This is a genomic window from Streptomyces fagopyri (assembly GCF_009498275.1).
GTDB classification, from domain to species: Bacteria; Actinomycetota; Actinomycetes; order Streptomycetales; family Streptomycetaceae; genus Streptomyces; species Streptomyces fagopyri.
On record NZ_CP045643.1, the window covers coordinates 6,528,204 to 6,544,049 of the forward strand.

Here is a 15,846-nt window from a genome sequence, read left to right on the forward strand (position 1 = left end):
CCGCCCCGGCCGAGGAGGACTGACCCCCCGCCCCGGCGGAGGAAGGCTGCCCCCGCCCCGGCCGAGGAAGGCTGCCTCCCGCCCCCGGCGGAGGAAGCCTGCCCCCTGCCCCCGGCCGGGGAAGGCTGATGGGACGCCCACCTCCCAGGAGTACCGACCCGCCGCCCGGCCGACGAAGGCCGACCGGGCGGCCGTCTTCCGGGTCCCCGTTCAGCACCTCAGTTCCTGCGTGCAGCACTTCACGCTGCCGCCGCCCTTGAGCAGTTCGCTCAGATCGATGCCGATGGGCTCGAACCCCCGGTCGCGGAGCGGCTCGAAGAGCCCGGCCGCGGCCTGCGGCAGCAGCACGTGCAGGCCGTCCGAGACCCCGTTCAGGCCGAACGCGGCGGCGGCCTCGCCGGTGGCGGTCAACGCGTCGGGGAACAGCCGGCGCAGCACCTCGCGGCTGCCGGGGGAGAACGCGGGCGGGTAGTACATGATCTCGTCCGTCGTGTCGTCGAGGACGGTGAGGGCCGTGTCCAGGTGGTAGTAGCGGGGATCGACCAGGTCGAGCCCGAGCACCGGGCGGCCGAAGTACTCCTGGGCCTCGCCGTGCGAGAGCGGGCTCGCCCGGAAACCGCGCCCGGCGAGCAGGTACGAGGCGGTGACCGCGAAGTCGCCCTCGCCCTCGTTGATGTGCACCGGCTCGCGGACGTAGGGGAACCCGTGGGCGCGGAACCACTCCAGGTGGACCGCCGCCTCCGCCTCGCGCTCCCGGTGCGCGAACCGCGCGCCGAGCACGCGACCGTCCACGACCGTCGCCCCGTTCGCGGCGAACACCATGTCCGGCAGGCCGGGGCGCGGGACGAGCACCTCGACCGTGTGGCCCAGCGAGCGGTAGCGGTCCCGCAGATCCTCCCACTGGGCGACGGCGAGCGCCACGTCGACCGGTTTGGCCGGGTCCATCCAGGGGTTGATGGTGTAGGTGACACCGAAGTGCTCGGGCGGGCACATCAGATAGCGCCGGGGTGTGGCGCTGCGCAGAGGGTGCAAGGAGGGCTCCTCACGTGCCGCGGGGCAGATGATGCCCATGGTGCGCCGAGAGGCTCCGTCCGGCTCGGCGGCGAACGGGTGGTCCTCCCACGAGCCCCGCCACCGAGGCACCCACGAGGCACCCGAAAGGCGCCCGCGAGGCACCGACGAGGCACCCGCGAGGCACCGACGAGGCATTCAAAAGGCGCCCGCGAGGCGCCCGCGGGCCGTGCCCACGAGCCGCCACCTCCCCGACGAAAAGAGCACCCCCGCACCCGGCGTCAGCATCCGCCCCGGCACCCCTCCGCGCCCCTCCGTACCCCACCCATCAGGCCGAACGGCGGCGAGACGCCCCGTCTTGCCGACCTGTTAGGTTCGCCCCATGGCCCCGACGTCGCCCCCGCCTCCCGAGCCTTCCCGGCCCTCCCCCCGACCGTCCCCTCCGCCCGCCCCACAAGCCGCCCCGCCCGCCGCCAAGTCCGCCCCCGACTCCTCCCGCCGCAGCGAGAAGTCCCGGCGCGCGATCTTCGACGCGGCCCTCGCCCTCGTCGGCGAGGTCGGCTACCCCCGGACCACGATCGAGGGTGTCGCCGCCCGCGCCGGGGTCGGCAAGCAGACGATCTACCGGTGGTGGCCCTCGAAGGCCGCGGTCCTCCTGGACGCCTTCATGGACCTCGCGGAACGGGCCGCCCGGGAGGCGGGACAGGAGTCGTACGAGATCCCGGACACCGGCGACCTGGCCGCCGACCTCAAACAGGTCCTGCGCGCCACCGTCGACGAACTGCTGAACCCCGCGTTCGAGATCCCCTCGCGCGCCCTGGCCGCCGAGGGCCTGGTGAACGAACCGCTCGGCGCCGAATTCGTCACGAAACTCCTCGAACCCCAGCTCCAGCTGTACGTGAAGCGGCTCAGGTCCGCCCAGGACGGGGGCGAACTGCGGCCCGACCTCGACCCGCGGATCGCTCTGGAGCTCTTCGTCTCCCCGCTGGCCCAGCGCTGGCTCCAGCGCACCGGCCCGATCTCGTACGCGTACACGGACACCTTGGTCGACTACGCCCTGTACGGGCTCGCTCCCCGGGGATGAACCGTGTCAGAGGGGGAGATCACGCCTGATTCCGGCCCGCGCCGTCCTGGTCCCACCCACCCCGGATGCGAGCTCTGTCCACCCGGGGCGCAGGATGGTGGGACCATAGGGCTTGTCGGATGCCGGTCGCGAAGGCCTCCACCGGTACGACCGCATCGACACGACCGCTGTCGGCACCACTGCTAGGCGAGGAGATTGATGAGCGCAGAGTTCGGCCGCCGCTCCGGCGCGCAGGGCAGGATCTCCCAGTGGCTGCGTGGTCGCCGTCCCAAGGAGATCGCCGACGACGGCGGGCGTGAGGGCCTGCTGCTCGCCGCTGCCGCCGCCGGGCTGCCGCTCGCGCAGGCCGCGTATCCCTCCGGCTACCGGTGTTCCTGTGACCGCGTCGGTTGTCCCACCCCCGCGCGCCATCCCGTGTCCTTCGCCTGGCAGACCCAGTCCACGACCGACCGCGCCCAGATCGAGCGCTGGGTACGCCACCAGCCGCAGGCCAACTTCATCACCGCCACCGGCATGGTGCACGACGTGCTCGACGTGCCCGTCGACGCGGGCCGCGAGGCCCTGGAGCGGCTGCTGGCCTCCGGCGTCGAGGTCGGACCCGTCGCCGAGAGCGGCGACGGACGCATGTTCTTCTTCACACTCACCCGCGGTACGCCCGAGGACGAGGACGAGTGGTGGCCCTGCGAGCTCGACTCGCACCCCGAGACGACGGACGAACACCCCGGCCTGCGCTGGCACTGCCGCGGTTCCTACGTCCTCGTCCCGCCCGCCCAGCTCCCCGGTGATCTCAGCGTCGACTGGCTGCGCGGTCCCGAGCACCCGCTCCCCGACCCCCTGAGCCTGCTCGAGGCCCTGACGGACGCCTGCGCCCGCTACGCGGGGGAGAACGAGTCCGACCAGCTGGCCGCCTGGCCCCACCGGGGCTAGACACCGGGACCGGACCCGCCGAGGCGGGACCCGGGAGAGCCGCCGGCACAGCCGGACCCCTCGCACCCGGATCCAGTACGGCGGGTGGCGGGTCCCACCGGGCCCGTCCCGGTGGGCGTCACCGTGCGGGCGGTCAGCCGCCCTTCGCCGCCGTCAGCCCTTCGACCCGGCCCAGCACCGTCACCCGCTGGTCCTGACCACCCTTCGCCGGGTCCAGGGCCGCCTGGTTGGAGACGAACCCGAGGGTGAGGGACTGCTTGACGTCACCGGTCGTCAGCGCCTTGACGTCCGCGCTCTGCGCGGGAAGACCGGTGCCCTGCGCGGCGGTCTGCTTCTCGTAGCGCTGCGTGGCGAAGAAGACCAGCGCCCCGCCGTCCGCGGTGCGCAGCCCCACCGGGGCGTAGTCGCCGGAAGTCAGCGGTTCGTCGACGTACTGCCGGGCCAGACCGGGCTTGCTGGCGTTCTTGCCGCGCAGGGCCCGCCATTGCGAGGTGTGGATGCCTGGGGCGAAGCCCTCGCCGCCGCTCTTCAGATACGTCGCGTAGGCCTGGCTCAGCTTCGCCGGGCCGACGGCGAGGGCCGCGTCGTCCGCCGTGACGGGCAGCGCCCAACCGTCCTTGTCCTGCTGGAACTTCGGGACGTCGGCGCCCGCCAGCACGGTCAGGTAAGAGACCCGCCACACGTCGTTCGCACTGCCGCGCGTGAAGACGAGCAGCCAACGGCTCCCCGCCAGGCCCTTGTTGGCCGAGGTGTCCGCCACGAACCAGCGCGGCCAGCCCGCCTTCGCGGGGATGGCGAACCTCGCGTCGCCCAGCTCCAGCGGCGAATACCCCGGGTTGCCCCCCGGATTGTTCCGCCGGCCCGCTCTCAGCTTCGCGCCGTCGATGGCGCCGAGGGCGCCGGTGACACGGTCCGCGTCCAGTGAACGGTCGTTGGCCCGGTCCGCCTTGTTGTACGCGGTGGTGAAGTCGTCGAGGGCGCGGGCGGCCTCGCCCCGCGTGGCCGCCGGGACGACCTCCCGCTCCCCGTGCACCACCACACAGCCGCTCGCCGCCACGGACAGGACGGTCACCGCGCCCGTCGCCAGGGCGAAACGGTGGTGACCACCAGGTCCGAGACGGCGCAGAGCCGTTCGTGCGAGGCTAAGAAGTCTTCGAGGGCTGTGACCCGCGCGATCCCTGCTCATCAGGTACCTTCACCTTCCCCTTCCCGGAGGCGAACCCTACCGGGGCGAGGAAGATCGCGAGTGTCGGTACCAAGTAGAGCGCCCACACCGTGATCTGAACGACGGTCGGATCGGGCTGGAAGTTGAAGACGCCCTTGAGGAGGGTGCCGTACCAGCTGTCCGGCGGGATCGTGCCGCTGATGTCGAAGGCCAGGTTCCGCAGCCCGGGGATCCAGTCGGCTTCCTGCAGGTCGTGCACGCCGTACGCGATCACGCCGGCGGCGACCACGACCAGCATGCCGCCGGTCCAGGTGAAGAACTTGGCGAGGTTGATCCGCAGGGCGCCCCGGTAGAAGAGCCAGCCGAGGAGCACCGCGGTCAGGAGACCCAGGGCGACACCGATCAGCGGGCGTGGCGTGCCGTCACTCGCGGCGTGCACCGACGCCCACACGAACAGCGCGGTCTCCAGGCCCTCCCGGCCGACCGCCAGGAACGCGGTCGCGACCAGCGCGCCGGTCCCCATCGCCAGCGCGGCGTCCAGCTTGCCGTGCAGTTCGGACTTCAGATGCCGGGCGGTGCGCCGCATCCAGAAGACCATCCAGGTCACCAGACCGACCGCGACGATCGACAGCGAACCGCCGAGCGCCTCCTGGGCCTCGAACGTCATCTCCTGGGAACCGAATTCGAGCGCGCAGCCGAAGCCGAGCGCCAGCAGGATCGCGACGGCGATCCCGGTCCAGATGGGCCGCAGGGCGTCCCTGCGGCCCGTCTTCACCAGGTAGGCGATGAGGATGCAGACGACGAGGCTGGCCTCCAGCCCCTCGCGCAGGCCGATCAGATAGTTGCCGAACACGGGCTAGGCCTCCTTGGAGAACAGCGTGCGCCCCCACCAGTCGTCCTTGTCGCGGACGCCGGGCGGGACGGCGAAGACCGCCGAACTCACGTGCTGGATGTACTCGTTGAGCGCGTCGGAGCGCGAGAGGCTGCGCTGCACGGGGATGAACCCCTTGCGCACGTCACGCTGGTAGGCGAGGAAGAACAGCCCCGCCTCCAGCCGGCCCAGACCGTCGGTGCCGTCCGTGAAGGAGTAGCCGCGGCGCAGCAGCGTGATCCCGTCGTTGGACTCGGGATGCGCGAGCCGGACGTGCGCGTCCGGCTTCATCGCCTTGAGGAACGGCTCGTCGCGCTCCTTGGCCTTGCCGGCCGGCGCGCCCTCGCCCTTGTCCCGGCCGAACACGTCCTCCTGCTCCTGCAGCGAAGTGCGGTCCCAGGTCTCGACGTTCATCCGGATACGGCGCGCCACGAGGTACGAGCCACCGGTGATCCAGGCCGGCCCGTCGCCGTCGCCCACCCACACGAACTTCTTCAGGCGCTCCGGCTCGGTGCCCGCGATGTTGCGGGTGCCGTCCTTGAAGCCCATCAGGTTGCGGGGGGTCTGCGCGTCGGGCGTCGTCGACGAGGTCTTGCCGAAGCCGAGCTGCGACCAGCGGATCGCGACCTTGCCGAATCCGATCCGGGCCAGGTTGCGGATCGCGTGCACCGCGACCTGCGGGTCGTCCGCGCACGCCTGGATGCAGAGGTCGCCGTTGCTGCGCGCCGGCTCCAGGTTGTCGCCCGGGAACTTCGGCAGGTCGACGAGTGCCTCCGGGCGCTGCTGCGCCAGGCCGAACTTCTCGAAGAGCGACGGCCCGAAGCCGATGGTCAGTGTGAGCCGGGACGGCTTGAGGCCCAGCGCCTCACCGGTGTCGTCCGGCGGTGCCTCGGCCAGCCCGCCGTAGGCGCCCTCGCCGACCGTGTGGCCGCCGGTCATGCGCCGGGCGGCAGCCGTCCACTCCTTCAGCATCTGGACGAACTCGGCACGGTTCTCGGTCTTCACGTCGAACGCGGCGAAGTGCAGCCGGTCCTGCACCGGCGTGGCGATGCCCGACTGGTGCGTGCCGTGGAAGGTGACCGCGGCGCCGGTCTCGGCGCCCGCCGGGTCCACGTCGTTTCCGGTACGGGTCATCGCCACCGCCCCACCGGCCGCGGCGGCCCCGAGCGCGAGCCCGGCACCGCCCCAGCCGATCAGCGAACGCCGCGAAGGTGTGGGCCCGTCGTGGGATTCGATGCTGTCTGTGGTCACGATCGCCTCGCTTACTTGACTACGGCCGCGGCGAGCTTGGAGAGGGGCTCGGCGAGCGCGTTGACCGCGTCCGAGAGCTCCTTGCGCTGGCCCTTGGTGACCTTGTCGTACGACACGAAGCCGTTCATCGCCTTGTCCTGCGCGTCGGTCGAGCGGTACTTGTCGAGCACCGTGTTCAGCGCCGCGAACTGCTTGTCGAGCTCGGTGGTCAGCGCCTTGTCGTTCTCCTGCGCGACCGGCTTGAGCAGTTCGTACGACTTCTGCGCGCCGTCCACGTTGCCCTTGAAGTCACTGAGGTCGGTGTGCGAGTAGCGGTCCTCCTCACCGGTGACCTTGCCGGTGGCGACCTCGTCGAGGAGTTCCTTCGCGCCGTTGGCCATGGAGGTCGGGGTGATCTCGGCCTTGCCGACCCGCTTCTGCCAGTCCTTCAGGTCGGTGACCAGCTGGTCGGCGAGGGTCTTCTGCTCGGCGCCGATCTTCTTGTCCGCCCAGAGGGACTTCTCCAGCGCGTGCCAACCGGTCCACTTCTGGCCCTTCTCCAGGCCGTCGGCGCGCGTGTCGGTCTTGGGGTCGATGTCACCGAAGGACTCGGCGATCGGCTCGGTGCTCTCCCAGCCCACGCGCGAGGGGGCGAAGGCCTGCTTGGCGGCCTCGATGTCGCCGGCCTTGACGGCGTCGGCGAACGTCTGCACCTTCGGGATGGTCGCGTCGGCCTGCTCCTGCGCGTACTCGCGGTAGGCGGCGACGGCCTTGTCCAGGCGCGGGTCGCGCTTGGCGACGTTGCCGCCGGTGACCGCGAGCTTCTGACGGACGCCGAGGCCCTTCATGCCGGGGCGGCAGGCGATCTCGTACGAACCGGCCTTGACCTCGGCGGTCAGCGTGTACTTGGTGCCCGGGCCGATGTTCTCCTTCTCGGAGACGATCCGGTCGTCCGGGAAGAGGATCTCGACCTCGGTGGCCTGCGAGCCCTTGTTCTCTATCTTCAGCGTGACCTGGCCCGCCGGGACCGACTTCGTCGACGTGGTGCACTTCGAGTCGGCGGCGGTCACCTGGATCGCGTCGCCGGCCCCGGCTTCACTCTTCTCGGTGCAGCCCGTGACGGCGGCCAGGGCCGCCGCGGTGGCGGCGGCGGTGACAACTGAGAGTCGGACGGCTCGCATTCAGGCTCCAGGAGAACGATGGAGGAACGGCACGGCGAAGGGACCGTGCCCGTATAGGTGAGGCTGGCCTAACTTACCTGAGGCATACCTGAGTGATACCCGCCCGTCCAGTGATTCAGCTCTCACGGTCGGTACACGGACTCGGCCTGATCACGGTGGCTCAAAGTGGACGCCACGGCTGGGTCAACGGACGGTCAAGGGTCGGCCGGGGGTCACCAGGACGGCGCCGGTCCGCGGGTGCGCGAGCACCTCGACCGGCCGGCGGTAGACGTCACTCAGCGACTCGCCGGTGAACACCGCGGCCGGCGGCCCGCCGGCCGCGACACGGCCGGCGCTCAGCACCGCGGGCAGCTTCACGCCCACGGACGGCGCGACACAGGCGGACGGCAACGGCGCGTTCACGTTCGCGGACGGCACCGGTACGTACGACTCCGACGCCGGGGCCCTCTCCGCCGCCTTCGAGGGCGCGGTGAACTTCAAGGGCCACGAGAGCGACGGCACCTACGGTCTCGACCTCACCCTCAGCGACCTCAGGGCGAAGCTGGACGACGGCTCCGGTGAACTGACCGCCGACGTCGACACTCTCGGCGAGAAGTCCGACGACGTGGTCCTCGCCGAGCTCAAGGCCGCGTCCGGCGTGCTGAGCGTGAAGGACGACGTGATCACGCTCGACGATGTCACGGCGACCCTGACCGAGGCGGGCGCGGAGGCGTTCGGCGGGTTCTACACGGCCGGCACGGAGCTGGACCCGGTGGACCTGTCGGTCGCGGTGAGCGAGGACCGCCAACTGCCGGGCGGGAACGGCGGGTCGGGCACGGGCGGCTCCGGCGGCTCGGGTTCCGCGGGCGGGTCGGGCAGCACGGGCACCACCGGCGGCGCGGGGACCACCGGCCCCACGACCGGCGGTGTCGGCGGCGGCGGGCGCGGGAGTCGTCGTCGCGGTGCGCAGGCGGCGCGCGCTGGGCTGACGGCTCCCGCCGGAGCGGGAGCCGAGACCGAAGCCGAAGCCTGGACCGAGGCGCGCGGTGGACTACGGGACCGTCGTCCACTGCACGCCTGGGTCTCGACCGGCCTCGCGGTCCGGTCCGCGGGCGATCGTCGTTCGTATGATGTTCAATGCCCGCGTGACTGATTACGACGTGCTGCGAGTGTTCTGCGGACCCGATGGTGGATACGGCAACGAACTCGGTGTCGTGCGTGAGGGCTCGGTACTGCCGGACCCCGACGACCGTCAGGCCCTCGCGGCCAAACTCGGTTTCAGCGAGACCGTCTTCGTCGACGACCCCGAACGCGGTGTCATCGACATCTACACCCCGACCCTGCGTCTGCCCTTCGCCGGGCATCCGTGCGTCGGGGCGGGATGGCTGCTCGACGTGCCCGAACTGGTCACGCCCGCCGGAGTGGTGGGGGTCCGGCTGGACGGCGAGTTCAGCTGGATCGAGGCACGGCCCGAGTGGGCCCCGCCCCGCACCCTGCGTCAGTACGCGTCGGCGGCCGAGGTGGACGCCCTTCCCGTCCCGCCGCGGGGCGACTGGATCTACGCCTGGGCGTGGGAGGACGAATCCGCGGGACGGGTACGCGCCCGCGCCTTCCCCGGCCGCGACGACGGCATCCAGGAGGACGAGGCGACCGGGGCGGCGGCCCTCCTGCTGACGGCCCGGCTCGGCCGCGCGCTCAACATCGTCCAGGGCAGGGGCTCCCAGATCCTCACGGCGCCGCAGCCGGAGGGATGGGTGGAGGTCGGCGGCCGGGTGTTCCTGGAACACTGAAACGGCCCCGGGCGACCCGGGGGGACCGCTCGGCGGACCCGCCCGGTGACCCGGGGAGACCCGCTGCGGACCCGCCCGCTGACCCGGCGGGCGGGCCGCGCGCACGCGTCAGGCGCTCAGCCGGAACTCCTCGTCCAGTGCACCGAACACCGCCGTGTTCAGCGCGAACGCCCGCTTGCACTCCGCGATGATCCGCTGCCGCTCCAGGTCGTCCACCGGGACCGCGTCCAGGAGCTCGCGGTAACCACGCTTGAACGCGGCCGGGTTGGCGATGTCCTCGAAGACGTAGAAGCGGACCCCGTCGCCCTTCCGGGCGAAGCCCCAGGTGCGCTCGGCCTTGTCGCGGATGATCTGGCCGCCGGAGAGGTCGCCGAGGTAACGGGTGTAGTGGTGGGCGACGTAGCCGCCCGGCCACTCGCGGGCGCACCGCGCCACACGGGCCGCGTACTCCTCGGTGGCCGGGAGCGCCGTGAGCGTCGAGCGCCACCAGGCGCCCCGCAGATGCGTCAGGTCCCGCTCCAGCGCGGCGCGGCGCAGCAGCCCCGGCTGGATGAAGGGCCCGGCGACCGGATCGGCGGCCAGGGTCCCGGCGTCCGCCTCCAGGGCCTCGTACACGAACCACAGCTGCTCGGTGTAGCGCGCGTACGCGTCGACGCCGAGCCTGCCGCCGAGCAGGTCACTCATGAACGTCGAGGTCTCCGCCTCCATGTGCTGCTCGTGCGAGGCGGTGCGGATGAGCGTCGAGAAAGGGTCCATGGGATCTCCGGGGCCGGGGGAACGAGAGCCACTCAGATTTTGTATGGTTAGGCTTACCTAAGTCAAAGGGTTGTCGACTCCCTGTCGGTAAAGTTTCCGACAGGCTGTCGGTAAAACCGTACCCCGGATCCTGGCCGGGGCCACCGGTGAGGCCCCTGGGGCCCGTGCGCGCACGAAAGCCCGCCCCGTCCGGCGGACGGGGCGGGCTTTCGGCGGGACGTGAGGTGGGCGCGCGGGGGCTACGGCAGCGTGAGGATCTCCGCGCCGGTCTCCGTCACCACCAGGGTGTGCTCGAACTGGGCCGTCCGCCTGCGGTCCTTCGTCACGACCGTCCAGCCGTCGTCCCACAGGTCGTACTCATGGGTGCCGAGCGTGAGCATCGGCTCGATCGTGAAGGTCATCCCGGGCTGGATGACGGTCGTGGCGTGCGGGCTGTCGTAGTGCGGGACGATCAGTCCGGAGTGGAACGAGGAGTTGATCCCGTGCCCCGTGAAGTCCCGCACGACCCCGTACCCGAAGCGCTTGGCGTACGACTCGATGACACGGCCGATGACATTGATCTGGCGGCCGGGCCTGACCGCCCTGATCGCGCGGTCGAGGGACTCCCGGGTCCGCTCGACCAGCAGCCGCGACTCCTCGTCCACGTCGCCGACCAGGTACGTCGCGTTGTTGTCGCCGTGCACGCCGCCGATGTACGCCGTCACGTCGAGGTTGATGATGTCGCCGTCCCGCAGGACCGTGGAGTCGGGGATGCCGTGACAGATGACCTCGTTGAGGGAGGTGCACAGCGACTTGGGGAAACCGCGGTAGCCGAGGGTGGAGGGGTAGGCGCCGTGATCGCACATGTAGGCGTGCGCGACGCGGTCCAGCTCGTCCGTGGTGACGCCGGGAGCGATCAGCTTGGCGGCCTCGGCCATCGCCTGCGCGGCGATCCGGCCGGCGATCCGCATCGCCTCGATCGTCTCGGCGTTCTGCACCTCCGGACCGTTGTACGGCGTCGGGGCGGGCTTGCCCACATACTCGGGACGCCTGATGTTTCCCGGGACGGGACGGGTGGGAGAGAGCTCTCCTGGTACGAGCAGCGACTGGCCAGACATGCCAGCGAGTCTAACCAGCGGGCATGGGGGCACTATGTCCGTGGCGAAAGGAGCAGGTCATGGCCCTCTTCAAGAAGCGGACCGTCGGGAAGCCCGGCGAGTGGTACTACTGCCTCGTCCATCAGAAGGTCGAGGAGGGGCCGGACTGCCCCGCCAAGGACCGTTTCGGCCCCTACACCACCCGTGCGGAGGCCGAACACGCCATGGAGACCGCCCAGGAACGCAACCTGGAGTGGGAGACGGACCCCAAGTGGCACGACGCCCAGGCCCAGAACCCGGACGGCGACTGACCCCCTGGCCCGGCCTCGGCCCGACCCCGACCCGGCCTCGGCCCGGCCTCGGCCCGACCCCGGCCCGGCCTCGTCGCCGGGCGTGGCGCCTTGGCGGGGTGACCGCCCGGGGTGCCGTCCCGGGGCGGGCCGTGCCGCGGTGTCGGAGGCCGCGGGCGGCGGCCCGCCGGGGGTGAGCGGCCCGCGCGGGGGCCGAACCGGGGCGGGCGGCCGTCAGGGGTGCGGGAGAGAGGGCACCGCGCGAGCCCGAGCGGAGCGCATCCGTACGGCGTGCTCGTTCGTCCGTACGTCGTAGCGCATCAGCCCCGGCAGGCACAGCCCCAGCAGCCCCACCGCTCCCACGCAGATCACGCCCCCCGCCCAGATCGACGTGCGCACACTCGTCCACGCGGCCATCCCGCCGGCCCGGACCTGGCCGAGCTGCGGTCCGACGGAGTACGACAGCAGCTCGATCCCGGCCAGCCGGCCGCGCAGCTCGTCCGGGATCGTCTGGTCCCACATCGCGCCCCTGAAGATCCCGCTGACCATGTCGAAGCTCCCGGCCAGGACGAGGAACAACAGCACCGGCCCCACGTCGTGGACGGCGCCGGCCCCCACCATGGCCAGCCCCCAGCAGGCCGCCGCGAGGGCCACCATCCTCCCGTGCCGGTGGACACGGGAGGTCCACCCGCTGGTCAGCGTCACCAGCAGCGCCCCGGCGGGCAGCGCCGCGTACATCAGTCCCAGCGACCACTCGGCGTCGAGCTCGTCCGCCAGGAACGGCAGCACGGCGAGCGGCATCGCGAAGAACATCGCCGCCAGGTCGATCGCGTACGTGCCCAGGAGTTCCTTGCGGCTCCACGCGTACCGCGCGCCCTCCGCGATCGACTTCAGCGAAGGCTTCGCGGCCTCGTGCGCGGCCGGTGACGCCCCGAGCCCGAGGACCAGGGCCACCGAGACCACGAAGGTCGTCAGGTCCACGGCGTACGCCCAGCCGAGTCCGGCGTACGCCACCACGACCCCCGCGAGCGCGGGGCCCGCGACTCCGCCGACCGACCAGCGCAGCGAGTTGAGCGAGGCCGCCGCCGGCAGGTGCTCGTGCGCGACGATCCGCGGCACGAGCGAGTCGAGCGCGGGCCGCTGTACCGCCGCGAGAGCCGAGGAGAGCGCGGCGACCGCGTACAGCGGCCACACCGCGGGAGTCGGCACCAGCGCGTTGACCAGCAGTGCCGCGCACAGCAGCCCCTGCCCGGCCTCCGTGCGGACGATCAGCTTCCGCTTGTCCAGGGCGTCGGCCAGCGCCCCGCCGTACAGCCCGAACACGATCAGCGGGACGAGTTCCACGGCACCAATCGCCCCCACGGCGACCACGGAACCGGTCAGCGCCTTCATCTGCACCGGCAGCGCGACGAAGGTCAGCGAGCTGCCGAAGTGGGTGATCAGCCCGGACAGCCACAGCCGCCGGAAGTCGGCGGAGGCCCGCCAGGGCGCGAGATCGGGGAGCAGCGACCGCGTACGCGAGGTCCGCGCGTCGGGTGGGACGTGCGTGTCCCGCGCGTCGCGCGTGTCGGGGGAGTAGAGGGAGTCGAGGGGGGTGTCGTCCGGGGGTGGTTCGACCCGGGTCGGCGGGGCCGGGGGCACGGGGGCTTCTTCGGTCACGTGGGCTCATGCTGAACGGCGCCCTCCCCGAGCGGCAACCGCTTTTCCGCGCCCGCGCCGATCCGCCGCGCCCCGACCGCGTACCGGCCCGCGATGTTCCGCCGTGTCCGGCGCCCGGTACCGGCCCGAGCCGATCAGCCCCGACCGCCTGCCACCCCCGCCCAACCGTCACCCGCCCTGCACCACCGCTCTCCGCCACCGTCCTCCACCCACCCCTCACCCCTCATCACCCGCCATCGGGGCACAGGTAGAGCCCCTACCACCGTGCCGCGGGCGGGGCCGTCAGCTGGTCGGCGAGCCGGGAGAGGCGGTCGCGCAGCCGGCGGCGCCCCCGCTGCGCGGGCAGGGTGTTCTCCCCGGCCGCCGCGCTGACGAGGTGCTGGACGGTGTCGAGGTCGAGCTCGTGCTCGGGCGGCACGGTCAGGGCCTCGTGGGCCATCGCCCCCAGTTCACGGTCGCCGGAGTCGAGCGCGAGCACGGTCGCGCCGGCCCGCCGGGCGTCGTGGACCCGCTCCAGGAGCGGCGCCCCGGGAGCGGACGGCGCCACCACGAGCAGCGTCTCCCCGCGGCGCGCGGCCTCGACGCGGCCGAGGCCCACGGCGAGGTGGGCCGGGTCCGAGGCCCGCGCCCCGTGCCGCACCAGCGTCGGTGACAGCTCGGGCGTGCCTGACCAGGCGGCCTCGTCCACCAGGTGCGCGGCCAGGTGCCACGGCTCGTACTCCGCCGTGCCCACGAGCAGCAGCCCACCCCCGTACGACACCACGGACCCGCGCAGGGTCCCCGCGAACCGCCGGGTGGCTCCCGGCCACTCCGTCCCGGCCAGGACCTCGCGCAGCAACGCGACCCGTACGGCATCCATGCGCACGCATCCTGCCGCAACCGACGACTCGTCAGGCGGAGTTCACCATGAATTCGCCCAAGTGGGGCAGAGCCCGCCCATGACCGGACCGAACGCAGCGACCAGCGTCCCCTTCCGCGCGGGGGGTGAGGGCCGGGCGAGTTTCCGGATCCCCGCCCTCGTCGTCACCCGCGCGGGCACCCTGCTCGCCTTCTGCGAGGGCAGGGCCGACTCCGCCCAGGACCACGGCCGCATCGCCATCGTCCTGAAACGCTCGACGGACGGCGGCCGCACCTGGGGCGCGCTGCAGGCCGTGGCCGAGAACGGGCACGACCTCGCGGGCAATCCCGCCCCCGTCGTCCTCGACACCGGCCGCGTCCTGCTCGTGCACGTCCGCGCCGCGGCCACCGCCACCGAGGACGCCATCCTGCGGGGCGGGGTGAGCGCCGCCGACGGCCGTCGTGTGTGGGTGCAGCACAGCGACGACGACGGCCTCACCTGGTCCGCGCCGCGCGAGATCACCCCGCAGGTGAAGAGGACGGAGTGGCGGTGGTACGCGACCACGCCGGGGCACGCGATCCAGCTGACCACCGGCCGCGTGGTCGTGCCCGGCAACCACACCCTGCCGCCCGTCGGCACCGACAACGGCACGGAGGCCAGGTACAACAGCGGTCACTGCCTCCTCAGCGACGACCGCGGCGCGACCTGGTACCTCGGCTACCTCGACGAGAACACCGACGGATACGTCAACGCGAACGAGACGACGGCCGCCGAACTCCCCGACGGGCGCGTCTACTTCAACACCCGCAACGACTCCCCGTCACCGGGCTGCCGGGCCGACGCCCACTCGGCGGACGGCGGGCGCACCCTCCTGAAGCCCTTCCGCCCGCAGGCGGGGCTCGTCACCCCCGTGGTCCAGGGCAGCGTCCTCCAACTCCGCGATCCCGACCTGCTCCTGTACGCGGGCCCCGCCGACCCCGCCGCCCGCGCCCTGATGACGGTCCGCGCCTCCGCCGACGACGGCACCACCTGGCGGCCCGTGCACACGGTCGACGGACTGCCCGCCGCCTACTGCGATCTGGTCCGCGTCGACCCCGAGACCGTGGGAATCCTGTACGAGACCGGCGACTTCGGCCCGTACGAGACGATCACCTTCCGGCGCGTCCCGGTGACCGCCCTCACCTGAACCCCCGAAGCGCCCGGGGCGGGATCCGCGCACGTAAGGTCGGCCCATGACCTCTACTGACAGTGCACAGAAGGCCCCCGCCAAGGACCCCTGGGACCTGCCCGACGTGTCCGGGCTCGTCGTGGGCGTGCTCGGCGGCACCGGTCCGCAGGGCAAGGGCCTGGCCTACCGGCTCGCCAGGGCCGGCCAGAAGGTGATCATCGGTTCGCGTGCCGCGGAGCGGGCCGAGGCCGCCGCCGGGGAGCTGGGGCACGGTGTCGAGGGTGCCGACAACGCCGAGTGCGCCCGGCGCAGCGACCTCGTGATCGTCGCCGTGCCGTGGGACGGGCACGGCAAGACCCTGGAAGCCCTGCGCGAGGAACTGACGGGCAAGCTCGTCGTCGACTGCGTCAACCCGCTCGGCTTCGACAAGAAGGGCGCGTACGCCCTGAAGCCGGAGGAGGGCAGCGCCGCCGAGCAGGCCGCGGCCCTGCTGCCCGACTCGCGGGTCACGGCCGCCTTCCACCACCTCTCCGCGGTGCTCCTCCAGGACCCGGAGATCGAGGAGATCGACACCGACGTGATGGTCCTCGGCGAGGAGCGCGCGGACGTCGAACTCGTGCAGGCGCTCGCCGGGCGCATCCCCGGCATGCGCGGGGTCTTCGCGGGCCGGCTGCGCAACGCCCACCAGGTCGAGTCGCTGGTGGCCAACCTGATCTCGGTGAACCGGCGCTACAAGGCCCACGCGGGCCTGCGGGTCACGGACGTATAGCGGTCGTACGGGCCTGACGCGGGTGGGCAGGGGCACGGGCACGGGCACAGGG

The 15,846-nt window shown here is 72.3% G+C and carries 16 protein-coding genes; 7 read left to right on the forward strand and 9 right to left on the reverse strand.

Going from position 1 to position 15,846, the window contains the following annotated elements:
* Window positions 1-210 precede the first annotated feature (210 nt).
* Window positions 211-1,071, reverse strand: a complete 861-nt coding sequence (ddaH, locus tag GFH48_RS28190) for a dimethylargininase (protein ID WP_407698671.1) — start codon at window positions 1,069-1,071, stop codon at window positions 211-213.
* Window positions 1,072-1,393: 322 nt separating this feature from the next.
* Here ddaH and GFH48_RS28195 point away from each other — a divergent pair, with 322 nt between their 5' ends.
* Together GFH48_RS28195 and GFH48_RS28200 are read left to right on the forward strand one after the other, a co-directional pair.
* Complete coding sequence (locus GFH48_RS28195) at window positions 1,394-2,095, forward strand: TetR/AcrR family transcriptional regulator (protein WP_153290916.1); 702 nt, start codon at window positions 1,394-1,396, stop codon at window positions 2,093-2,095.
* 198 nt (window positions 2,096-2,293) lie between these two features.
* Window positions 2,294-3,022, forward strand: coding sequence for a bifunctional DNA primase/polymerase (locus GFH48_RS28200; RefSeq protein WP_153290917.1), 729 nt, complete (start codon window positions 2,294-2,296; stop codon window positions 3,020-3,022).
* Between the two features lie 133 nt (window positions 3,023-3,155).
* Here the strand turns inward: GFH48_RS28200 and GFH48_RS28205 are convergent, their stop codons facing one another.
* From GFH48_RS28205 to efeO, 4 genes are read right to left on the reverse strand one after another with little or no spacing between them, the layout of a single operon-like run.
* Entirely contained in the window at window positions 3,156-4,208 is a 1,053-nt protein-coding gene (locus GFH48_RS28205; protein ID WP_194280701.1) for a hypothetical protein, read from the reverse strand.
* A complete protein-coding gene (gene efeU, locus GFH48_RS28210; RefSeq protein WP_153290918.1) occupies window positions 4,165-5,040 on the reverse strand; it encodes an iron uptake transporter permease EfeU in 876 nt (291 codons plus the stop codon). The genes GFH48_RS28205 and efeU overlap by 44 nt, the downstream gene beginning before the upstream one ends.
* Window positions 5,041-5,043: 3 nt before the next feature.
* Entirely contained in the window at window positions 5,044-6,309 is a 1,266-nt protein-coding gene (gene efeB, locus GFH48_RS28215) for an iron uptake transporter deferrochelatase/peroxidase subunit (protein WP_228121005.1), read from the reverse strand.
* An 11-nt stretch (window positions 6,310-6,320) separates the two neighbouring features.
* Window positions 6,321-7,469, reverse strand: a complete 1,149-nt coding sequence (gene efeO, locus GFH48_RS28220; protein ID WP_153290919.1) for an iron uptake system protein EfeO — start codon at window positions 7,467-7,469, stop codon at window positions 6,321-6,323.
* Window positions 7,470-7,758: 289 nt separating this feature from the next.
* Here efeO and GFH48_RS28225 point away from each other — a divergent pair, with 289 nt between their 5' ends.
* Both GFH48_RS28225 and GFH48_RS28230 read left to right on the forward strand, forming a co-directional pair.
* Window positions 7,759-8,601 carry an HtaA domain-containing protein gene (locus GFH48_RS28225; RefSeq protein ID WP_153290920.1) on the forward strand — a complete coding sequence of 281 codons (843 nt, stop codon included), beginning with the start codon at window positions 7,759-7,761 and terminating at the stop codon, window positions 8,599-8,601.
* Window positions 8,594-9,238: a PhzF family phenazine biosynthesis protein gene (locus GFH48_RS28230; protein ID WP_153290921.1), complete on the forward strand. Its 645-nt coding sequence runs from the start codon at window positions 8,594-8,596 to the stop codon at window positions 9,236-9,238. The genes GFH48_RS28225 and GFH48_RS28230 overlap by 8 nt, the downstream gene beginning before the upstream one ends.
* Before the next feature lie 108 nt (window positions 9,239-9,346).
* Here GFH48_RS28230 and GFH48_RS28235 read toward each other — a convergent pair whose 3' ends face one another.
* Both GFH48_RS28235 and map read right to left on the reverse strand, forming a co-directional pair.
* Window positions 9,347-9,994, reverse strand: coding sequence for a biliverdin-producing heme oxygenase (locus GFH48_RS28235; RefSeq protein WP_153290922.1), 648 nt, complete (start codon window positions 9,992-9,994; stop codon window positions 9,347-9,349).
* A 239-nt stretch (window positions 9,995-10,233) separates the two neighbouring features.
* Window positions 10,234-11,091 (reverse strand): type I methionyl aminopeptidase, encoded by an 858-nt coding sequence (gene map, locus GFH48_RS28240; protein ID WP_153290923.1) that lies wholly within the window; start codon window positions 11,089-11,091, stop codon window positions 10,234-10,236.
* Window positions 11,092-11,150: 59 nt separating this feature from the next.
* Here map and GFH48_RS28245 point away from each other — a divergent pair, with 59 nt between their 5' ends.
* Window positions 11,151-11,381, forward strand: coding sequence for a hypothetical protein (locus tag GFH48_RS28245; protein ID WP_153290924.1), 231 nt, complete (start codon window positions 11,151-11,153; stop codon window positions 11,379-11,381).
* A gap of 213 nt (window positions 11,382-11,594) precedes the next feature.
* Here GFH48_RS28245 and GFH48_RS28250 read toward each other — a convergent pair whose 3' ends face one another.
* The gene (locus GFH48_RS28250; RefSeq protein WP_153293155.1) at window positions 11,595-12,866 is read right to left on the reverse strand and encodes an MFS transporter; all 1,272 of its coding nucleotides are present in this window, start codon (window positions 12,864-12,866) and stop codon (window positions 11,595-11,597) included.
* Window positions 12,867-13,275: 409 nt separating this feature from the next.
* The gene (locus tag GFH48_RS28255; protein WP_153290925.1) at window positions 13,276-13,878 is read right to left on the reverse strand and encodes a hypothetical protein; all 603 of its coding nucleotides are present in this window, start codon (window positions 13,876-13,878) and stop codon (window positions 13,276-13,278) included.
* A gap of 79 nt (window positions 13,879-13,957) precedes the next feature.
* Here GFH48_RS28255 and GFH48_RS28260 point away from each other — a divergent pair, with 79 nt between their 5' ends.
* Both GFH48_RS28260 and npdG read left to right on the forward strand, forming a co-directional pair.
* On the forward strand, window positions 13,958-15,043 hold the full coding sequence (locus GFH48_RS28260) for a sialidase family protein (protein WP_153290926.1): 1,086 nt from the start codon (window positions 13,958-13,960) through the stop codon (window positions 15,041-15,043).
* A gap of 46 nt (window positions 15,044-15,089) precedes the next feature.
* Window positions 15,090-15,794, forward strand: a complete 705-nt coding sequence (gene npdG / locus GFH48_RS28265) for an NADPH-dependent F420 reductase (protein ID WP_153290927.1) — start codon at window positions 15,090-15,092, stop codon at window positions 15,792-15,794.
* Window positions 15,795-15,846 lie beyond the last annotated feature (52 nt).

Excerpts from the sequence above, each read along its gene's own strand:
- GFH48_RS28200 (WP_153290917.1), top strand. The coding sequence starts at position 2,294 with ATGAGCGCAGAGTTCGGCCGCCGCTCCGGCGCGCAGGGCAGGATCTCC.
- efeO (WP_153290919.1), bottom strand. The coding sequence starts at position 7,469 with ATGCGAGCCGTCCGACTCTCAGTTGTCACCGCCGCCGCCACCGCGGCG.
- map (WP_153290923.1), bottom strand. The coding sequence starts at position 11,091 with ATGTCTGGCCAGTCGCTGCTCGTACCAGGAGAGCTCTCTCCCACCCGT.
- ddaH (WP_407698671.1), bottom strand. The coding sequence starts at position 1,071 with ATGGGCATCATCTGCCCCGCGGCACGTGAGGAGCCCTCCTTGCACCCT.
- GFH48_RS28235 (WP_153290922.1), bottom strand. The coding sequence starts at position 9,994 with ATGGACCCTTTCTCGACGCTCATCCGCACCGCCTCGCACGAGCAGCAC.
- GFH48_RS28245 (WP_153290924.1), top strand. The coding sequence starts at position 11,151 with ATGGCCCTCTTCAAGAAGCGGACCGTCGGGAAGCCCGGCGAGTGGTAC.
- GFH48_RS28205 (WP_194280701.1), bottom strand. The coding sequence starts at position 4,208 with ATGAGCAGGGATCGCGCGGGTCACAGCCCTCGAAGACTTCTTAGCCTC.
- GFH48_RS28195 (WP_153290916.1), top strand. The coding sequence starts at position 1,394 with ATGGCCCCGACGTCGCCCCCGCCTCCCGAGCCTTCCCGGCCCTCCCCC.
- GFH48_RS28260 (WP_153290926.1), top strand. The coding sequence starts at position 13,958 with ATGACCGGACCGAACGCAGCGACCAGCGTCCCCTTCCGCGCGGGGGGT.
- GFH48_RS28255 (WP_153290925.1), bottom strand. The coding sequence starts at position 13,878 with ATGGATGCCGTACGGGTCGCGTTGCTGCGCGAGGTCCTGGCCGGGACG.
- npdG (WP_153290927.1), top strand. The coding sequence starts at position 15,090 with ATGACCTCTACTGACAGTGCACAGAAGGCCCCCGCCAAGGACCCCTGG.